The organism is Steroidobacter sp. (genome assembly GCF_016790065.1).
In the GTDB taxonomy this organism is placed as follows: domain Bacteria; phylum Pseudomonadota; class Gammaproteobacteria; order Steroidobacterales; family Steroidobacteraceae; genus Steroidobacter.
This window is the reverse complement of the sequence record NZ_JAEUPY010000352.1, coordinates 1-7,803: the sequence shown is the minus strand read 5'-3', so window position 1 is coordinate 7,803 and position 7,803 is coordinate 1. Positions and strand designations below refer to the sequence as shown.

At 61.0% G+C, this 7,803-nt stretch carries 7 protein-coding genes; 4 read left to right on the top strand and 3 right to left on the bottom strand.

Going from position 1 to position 7,803, the window contains the following annotated elements; translation table 11 throughout:
- Window positions 1-116, top strand: a 116-nt coding sequence (locus tag JNL55_RS37445) for a hypothetical protein (RefSeq protein WP_415923081.1), incomplete at its 5' end; no start/stop codon positions are given.
- A 36-nt stretch (window positions 117-152) separates the two neighbouring features.
- Complete coding sequence (parC, locus tag JNL55_RS14570; protein ID WP_293854495.1) at window positions 153-2,396, top strand: DNA topoisomerase IV subunit A; 2,244 nt, start codon at window positions 153-155, stop codon at window positions 2,394-2,396.
- Between the two features lie 545 nt (window positions 2,397-2,941).
- On the opposite strand, the gene JNL55_RS14565 is transcribed toward parC, so the two are convergent.
- Both JNL55_RS14565 and epmB read right to left on the bottom strand, forming a co-directional pair.
- On the bottom strand, window positions 2,942-4,993 hold the full coding sequence (locus JNL55_RS14565) for an EAL domain-containing protein (RefSeq protein ID WP_293854490.1): 2,052 nt from the start codon (window positions 4,991-4,993) through the stop codon (window positions 2,942-2,944).
- Between the two features lie 24 nt (window positions 4,994-5,017).
- Window positions 5,018-6,088 carry an EF-P beta-lysylation protein EpmB gene (gene epmB / locus JNL55_RS14560; protein ID WP_415923080.1) on the bottom strand — a complete coding sequence of 357 codons (1,071 nt, stop codon included), beginning with the start codon at window positions 6,086-6,088 and terminating at the stop codon, window positions 5,018-5,020.
- Window positions 6,089-6,163: 75 nt separating this feature from the next.
- Here epmB and efp point away from each other — a divergent pair, with 75 nt between their 5' ends.
- Window positions 6,164-6,742 carry an elongation factor P gene (efp, locus tag JNL55_RS14555; RefSeq protein ID WP_293854483.1) on the top strand — a complete coding sequence of 193 codons (579 nt, stop codon included), beginning with the start codon at window positions 6,164-6,166 and terminating at the stop codon, window positions 6,740-6,742.
- Window positions 6,743-6,754: 12 nt separating this feature from the next.
- Here efp and JNL55_RS14550 read toward each other — a convergent pair whose 3' ends face one another.
- Window positions 6,755-7,237 carry a GAF domain-containing protein gene (locus JNL55_RS14550; RefSeq protein ID WP_293854480.1) on the bottom strand — a complete coding sequence of 161 codons (483 nt, stop codon included), beginning with the start codon at window positions 7,235-7,237 and terminating at the stop codon, window positions 6,755-6,757.
- Window positions 7,238-7,340: 103 nt separating this feature from the next.
- Between JNL55_RS14550 and JNL55_RS14545 the strand changes: the two genes are divergently transcribed.
- The coding region (locus tag JNL55_RS14545) for a serine/threonine protein kinase (RefSeq protein ID WP_293854476.1) at window positions 7,341-7,803 on the top strand (463 nt) is incomplete at its 3' end.

Below are 7,803 nucleotides of genomic sequence, written 5' to 3'. Positions count from 1 at the left end.
TCGAAGCCAAGGACGAAGCCGACCAGACGATGGACATGCTGCTGGCGAAAAAACGCTCGGGCGACCGCCGCGAATGGCTGGAGACCAAAGGCAACCTTGCCGAAGTCGCTCCGTAAGCCGCGCTCGTCCTCTCACGAACTCTGTTTGGAACTATGCCCACGCAACCTCCTTTGAACTTCGAAGGCATCGAGCGCCAGCCGCTGCGTGCCTTCACCGAGAAGGCGTACCTCGATTATTCGATGTACGTCATTCTCGACCGCGCGTTGCCGCACATCGGCGACGGCTTGAAGCCGGTGCAACGTCGCATCGTGTACGTCATGAGCGAACAAGGCTCGTGGCAGGCCGCCAAGCACAAGAAAGCGGCGCGTGCCATCGGTGACGTGATCGGTAAATACCATCCGCACGGCGACTCGGCTTGTTACGAGGCGATGGTGCTGATGGCGCAGCCGTTCTCGTATCGTTATCCGCTGGTCGACGGTCAAGGCAACTTCGGTCATCCCGACGATCCGAAATCGTTCGCCGCCTATCGTTACACCGAAGCCCGCCTGACTCGATACTCGGAACTGCTGCTGTCCGAGCTCGGCCAGGGCACGGTGGATTGGGTGCCGAACTTCGACGGCACCATGGAAGAGCCGAAGTTGTTGCCGGCCCGCGTGCCCAACATCTTGTTGAACGGCACCACCGGTATCGCGGTCGGCATGGCCACCGACATTCCGCCGCACAACCTGCGCGAAGTGGTCAGCGCCTGTATTCGATTGCTGGAAGATCCCGACACGCCGCTGCGCGAGCTGATGAAGGACGTGAAGGGCCCGGACTTCCCGACCGGCGGCGAAATCATTTCGGCCAAGGCCGACATCAAACAGATCTACGAGACCGGCAACGGTTCGATCCGCGCTCGCGCGGTGTACGAGCTGGAAGATGGCGAAGTCGTCATCACTCAGTTGCCGTATCAGGTGTCCGGCTCCAAGGTGCAGGAACAGATCGCGGCACAGATCACGGCCAAGAAATTGCCCATGGTCGAGGACATTCGCGACGAGTCCGACCACGAGCACCCGACGCGCATCGTGATCGTGCCGAAGTCCAATCGAGTGGATCTGGTGCAGGTGATGAATCACTTGTTCGCCACCACCGATCTGGAGCGCACCTATCGCGTCAACCTGAACATCATCGGTCTCGACGGCAAGCCGCGCGTCATGGGCCTGAAGACGCTGCTCGAAGAGTGGCTCAGGTACCGCGTCGACACGGTCACGCGTCGCTTGCAGTGGCGTTTGGAAAAGGTCCGCTCGCGTCTGCATATCTTGGACGGCTTGCTGGTTGCGTATCTGAATCTGGACGAAGTGATTCGGATCATTCGTCGCGAGGACGAGCCGAAGCCGGTGTTGATGAAGCGCTTCCAGATCACCGAGATCCAGGCGGACGCAATTCTCGACACGCGCTTGCGCCACCTGGCCAAGCTGGAAGAGATGAAGATCCGCGGCGAGCAGGACGAGTTGCGCCAGGAACAAGACAAGCTCGACAAACTGCTCGGCAGCAAGGCCAAGCTGAAGAAGCTGGTGCGCGACGAGTTGGAAGCCGATGCGAAAGAATTCGGCGACGAGCGTCGTAGCAAGATCGTCGAGCGCGAGGCCGCGGTGGCCATCGACGAGACCGAACTCGTGACGGCCGAGCCGATGACTGTGATCCTGTCCGAGCGCGGCTGGGTGCGCGCTGCCAAGGGACACGAGATCGATCCGACGTCCATTTCCTATAAGACCGGCGATGCCTTCCTCGCCGCTGCGCGGGGCAAGAGCACGCAACAGGCTGTGTTCTTGGATTGCTCTGGGCGCACCTATACGTTGATCGCTCACTCCATGCCGTCGGCACGTGGCAACGGCGAGCCGCTGTCCGGTCGTCTCGATCCGCCTGAAGGTGCGACGTTCTCTGGTGTCTTGATTGGTGAGGCCGAAGAGAAGTGTGTGCTGGCGTCGGATGCCGGCTACGGCTTCATCGTGAATCTCGGCGAGCTGCACTCGCGTAATAAAGCGGGTAAGGCTGTGTTGAAGGTGCCTGATGGCAGTAAGTCACTCGCGCCGGCGATTGTGCCTGCTGATGAGAAGGCACTGATTTGCGCTGTGAGTAGCGAAGGCAAGATGCTGGTGTTCCCGGTCAAGGATTTGCCTGAGCTGCCTAAAGGCAAGGGCAATAAGATCTTCGGTGTCTCTTCCAAGGGCGATGAGACCATGACTGCGATTGCGGTCATCACTTCGTCGCAGAACTTGGTTGTGAGGTCTGGGGATCGGAAGATGACCATCAAGTTCGCCGACCTCAAGGAATACAAGGGCGAGCGCGCTCAACGTGGCGCCGTGTTGCCGCGTGGCTGGCGGAAGGTCGATAAGTTGGAAGTTGAGCTGGCGTAAGAGGCTCAGTGGTTTGCGGTGGCGGGAGTGTCCTATCTCCTCCCGGCACCGCGCACCCGCCGCGCCACGCAGACGCGCGTCGCTCTGCTTGTACATCCCTGTAGCGCTGCTACGAAAGGTCCCTGCTTTTCGAAGCTGCCGGGAGGAGATAGGACACTCCCACCACCGCCGAGACGTCACAGCGGCATCAAGCGCGCGCGTCGCGCGGTTACCGCGCCCGAACGGGCGCTCGAAGGTTTCTTGCTACCGCGCGAAACTCAGAACTCTTTTCTTCGCGCTCAAAGAGATTCGACGTCCCGTCTGTATCTAACGTTTAGGCGGCGCCGGTAGTGACCTATGTCCTCCCGGCAATTGGATCCAGCAGGGATGCTGGTCCTATAGCGCTACATGGATGTACAAGCGCAGCGACACGCGTCTGCGTGACGCGGCGGGTGCAGCGGTGCCGGGAGGACATAGGTCATTACCGGCGCCGCGGGCCACTGAGCCTCTTACGGCAACCTCAGCGACCGGCGCCGCGGGCCACTGAGCCTCTTACAGCAACCGCCTCAGCCCATCACCACCTGCTCAGGCTCATTCACGAAGTAACCCTGAATGAACTCGATGCCGAGCTGCCAAAGCGTCGCCATCGTATTCGCATCTTCCACGCGCTCAGCAATCGTATGGATGTTCCGCGCCTTCGCCTGGTCGACCAACTCACGCACTTTCTGTTGAAGCGCCTGATCGACCGCGAGCCCCTGCATGAGCGTGCCGTCAACTTTAATGAAGTCGATAGGTAAGTGAGCGATCAACCGCTGCGGATCTCTTCCGGTGCCGAAGTGTTCGATGGCGAACCGGAAGCCAGCCTTCCGCAGGCCATTCGCCAACTCACTGGTATCGGCCAAGTACTCAGTGGCGATCTGCTCACTAATCTGAAAAGCCAACCGACTCGGGTCGATCCGCGACGACTTCAGCTGATTCTGCAGCCATTGCAACAGCGACTTATCTCGCACCGAGTCCTTGGACAACCGCACGAACAACTGTTTCACCGGTCGGCTGGCGATGAACGTCATGGACGCCCCAATCACCCAGCGATCGATGTTTTTCATCAAATCGTTACGTTCGGCGGCCGACATGAACTCGGCGGGCAACAGTTCTTCGCCTTGCTCATCGACCATGCGCACCAGCACGTCGAACATGCCTTTGTCTTCGCCTAACAAACTGGCGATGGGCTGCTGCATCAGGCGGAAGCGGTTCTCCATGAGCGCGGCGCGGATGCGCTTTACCCAAAGGCCGTCAGCCGCTTCTCGCTTGGTGTCTTCCTCGCGATGATCGACGACGTTCACTCGCGCACCGCCGGCAAGCTCGGCCGTGCGGCGAGCTGCGAGCGCGTCAACGATGGCGCTGGCGGGATTGGGCGAGCGAGGGTCGATCAATCCGATGCCGACACTGCACTTGCAGGAGATTTGTTTCTCGCCCAGCCGGAACACTTGGGTGCCGACTTTGCGAATCAAATTGGTGGCCCACACTTCGATGTCACGCGTGGTGCCGCGCTCCATCAACAAGATCAAAGTGCCGTCGCCGAAGCGACCGAACAAATCGGTGGCCTGGCGTGTCTCGCTGATCAGTCCGGCGAATTGGCCGATGAAGTCCTCGACCGCCAGCGGGCCGATGTCATCGCTGAGTGCGTCGAGCTTGTCGGGTTGAATTGCGACCAGTTCGCGCACGCCGGCCTTGATGGGCTGAGCCAGGGCTTGTTTCAAATGCTCGATGAAGAAGCGTCGCTGTAACGCGCCGGTGCTGGCGTCGCGCTCCAAGGCTTCGGTGAGTTGTTCGTTGAGATTGCCGGACTCGTGCTTGCGCGCGGCAAAACACAAGCGCACAGCGGGCTCGCCATCGAACTCGGTGCGCGACAGTTCCATTTCCAACGGCAGGGTGGAGCCGTCGTTCAATAGCGCGTTGGCCTTGAGCGTGTGATTCGACCACTTGCCTTGCAGGCACGCCACCAACGCACCCTTGAGTGCGGCATGCGCTTCGGGATCGAACACGTCCATCAGCGGTGTGCCGGTCAGCGCATCGGCTTCGGCGTAACCATACAAATCCAGCCACGCCGGATTGGCGTCGACGATGATGCCTTCCTGGACGTGCGCGATGGCATCGGCGGAGCCGGCCATGAATGATTTCAATTGATCGCGATATTCGCGCGCCGAGCTGATGGTGCTGTTGAGCGCACGTGCCTGGCGATTCGCATCGAGCTCGCGGGTCACCACCGCGCGCAGCCGATTGGGATTCATCAACGTGACCACGTCGCGAGCACCCTGTTGCATGGCATTCGCGATGATTTCTTCGTCGACCTGATCGCGTGCGAACAGCACCGGCACATCGGCGCCGTACTGCTTGGCCACCGTCATGACCTTGGCGGTGTCGGCCGGATCGGGGCCGACGAATGCCACCAGCATGTGGGCATTGATCTGTTGCAGGGCTTCGCCGAGGTCGGTCAGCTCTTTGATCCAATTGCAACGCACGGCCACGCCCGCGTTGCGCAGGTTGCTGTTGATCGCCTCGACATTGTCCTGATGGCGGGTCAGGACGATCATCGGCACGGCGCTAGATTCGGCCAACGTTCTACTCCAACGACAATTCGTTCAATGCTCGGCCAAAGGCTCGGCGGTTCCGATCACGGGCGTCTTGGACGGCTCGCCGGCAACCTCCCGGACCAGCTTCGGCACCAGGTAACCGGGCAGTCGCGCCAGCAGTTCCCGATGCAGTTCGAGTGCCCGGGCTTCGGCTAAATCGAAATGGGCTGAGCCCTGCACTTTGTCCAATACATGGAGGTAATAGGGAAGGACGTGCGTCTCGAATAGCGCTTCGCTGAGCTCGGCCAGCGCCGCGGCGCTGTCGTTGACCCCTTTGAGCAGCACCGATTGATTCAGCAAGGTGACGCCGGCCGAGGCCAGTCGCTGGCAGGCCTGGCGGACCGGCTCATCCAGCTCTCGGGCGTGGTTGGCGTGCATGACCACTACTTTCTGCAGTCGGACGCCCCGTAACCAGTCGAGCAAGCCGAAATCGATGCGTTCCGGCAGCACGATGGGGTAGCGCGTATGGATGCGCAGGCGGCGGATGTGGGGCAGGGTCTGGAGCGCATCGGTGAGTTGTTTCAGCCGCCGGTCGCTCAAGCTCCATGGGTCGCCGCCGCTCAGAATCACTTCTTCGACGCTCGGGTCGGCGCGCAGGTGCTCGATGGCCGCCTGCCAGCCCTGTTGGAGTGCCGACTCGTCCTGATAGGGAAAATGCCTTCTAAAGCAGTACCGGCAATGGATGGCGCAGGCGCCGGTGGTCACCAGCAACGCGCGGCCGTGGTACTTGTGGAGCAAGCCCTGGGCGGCCCGGCGATCCAGGTCGCCGACCGGGTCGGTCACGAAGCCTGCGACCACGTCCAGTTCCGCGGCCAGGGGCAACACTTGCAGCAGCAACGGATCGTTCGGATCCCCCTTCCGCATGCGGGCGACATAACCGCGCGGCACCCGCAGCGCAAAGCCCTTGGCGGCGGCGATTGCCGGTAAAACCAGAGCCGGATCCAGCTCCAGCAGGCTGCACAGCTCCTTCGGATCGGTGACGGCATCGGCCAGCAAACGCTGCCAACCGGGCCCGGCAGCGATGCCCACGGGGTCGAACGAGCTGGCCAACTGGTTTGCTTGGGAGGTTGCGGCTATCATCTGCGCCCTTTGCCGGGGCCCCATTGAATTTTGCGGGACCGGTCCATTTTCGCAGACTTTCACCCCCGGTGCCCAATGGCCAGTTATTCCACTAATGAATTCAAGTCGGGCGTCAAGATCTTGCTTGAAGGCACGCCTTACTCCATCGTCGAAAACGAGATGGTCAAGCCCGGCAAGGGCCAGGCGTTCAACCGCGTCAAAGTGCGCAATCTGAAGAACGGCAAGGTCACCGAGCGTACCTTCAAGTCGGGCGACAGCGCCGACGCGGCGGACGTGGTCGAAACCGAAATGCAGTATCTGTACACCGACGGCGAGTTCTGGACCTTCATGAACCCGGAGTCGTTCGAGCAGTACACCGCCGGCAAAGAAGCCATGGGCGACGGCGCGATCTGGTTGAAGGACGGCATGAACTGCACCGTCATGCTGTGGAATGGCGAGCCGCTGAACGTGACGCCCCCGGCGCACGTCGAGCTCAAAGTCACCGAAACCGACCCCGGCCTGCGCGGTGACACCGCCACCGGCGGCGGTAAGCCCGCCAAGCTGGAAACCGGCGCTACGGTACGCGTGCCGCTGTTCATCAACGAAGGCGAGTACGTCCGCGTCGACACCCGCACCGGCGAATACATCGCTCGCGCCAAGGCGCCGACGGCCTAAGTCAGTCTTGAGTTACGTGGCGGCGAGCAACGCCGCCACGAAGCTTTCCAGCCCCTCTTTATCCTGCTCATCGAAGCGCGCGAGCTTCGGGCTGTCCAAGTCGAGCACGCCGAGCAATTCGCCATTGCGAATCATCGGCACCACGATCTCTGAATTCGAAGCGGCGTCACACGCGATGTGACCGGGGAACTCGTGCACATCTCGTACGAGCTGAGTCACACGCTGAGAGGCGGCCGTGCCGCAAACACCTTTGCCGAGAGCAATCCGCACGCAGGCGGGTTTGCCCTGAAACGGCCCGACCACCAACTCACGGTCCTTGAGCAAATAAAACCCGGCCCAGTTCAAATCCGGCAGCGAGTGATAGATCAGCGCCGCGCTGTTGGCCAGATTGGCGATCCAATCGGATTCGCCGGCAAGTAAGCCGCGCAATTCTTCGACTAGTTGCCGATAAAGCACTGACTTAGGTTGGTTCGAGTCGAGCTGGCTCTGGTGCATGCGGGCATTCTACTCCTGAGTGTGATTCTGTTGCTTTCAGCATCACTGGCAGCGCGTGTACGCTCGCGCACGGCTCGACCAGTCACCCAACATATTTCAGCGGATGAAACGCGACTTACCCCAGGGAGAGATTGTCGGTCGTTACCGCATCGTGCGGCTGTTGGGCCGAGGCGGCATGGGCGCGGTGTATTGCGCCGAACGTGCTGACGACGAATATCAACAGTCGGTGGCACTGAAAGTCGTCGAGTGGTGCCCGGCCGTTACAAATCTTGCCGGCCGCTTTCGTGCCGAACGTCAGATCCTCGCGCGGCTTGCGCATGAAAACATCGCACGTCTGCTCGATGGCGGACAGATGCAAGACGGCACGCCGTATCTGGTGATGGAACACATCGCCGGCACGCGCATCGATCACTACTGCAAACTCGGCCGGCTCGGCATCGAAGCCAAACTCAACCTGATGCAGCAGGTGTGCGCCAGCGTGCAGTACGCGCACCAAAATCTGGTGATTCATCGCGATCTGAAGCCTTCGAACATTCTGGTGACCGAACAGGGCAGGGTGAAGCTGC

Excerpts from the sequence above, each read along its gene's own strand:
- epmB (WP_415923080.1), bottom strand. The coding sequence starts at position 6,088 with ATGATAGCCGCAACCTCCCAAGCAAACCAGTTGGCCAGCTCGTTCGAC.
- parC (WP_293854495.1), top strand. The coding sequence starts at position 153 with ATGCCCACGCAACCTCCTTTGAACTTCGAAGGCATCGAGCGCCAGCCG.
- JNL55_RS14550 (WP_293854480.1), bottom strand. The coding sequence starts at position 7,237 with ATGCACCAGAGCCAGCTCGACTCGAACCAACCTAAGTCAGTGCTTTAT.
- efp (WP_293854483.1), top strand. The coding sequence starts at position 6,164 with ATGGCCAGTTATTCCACTAATGAATTCAAGTCGGGCGTCAAGATCTTG.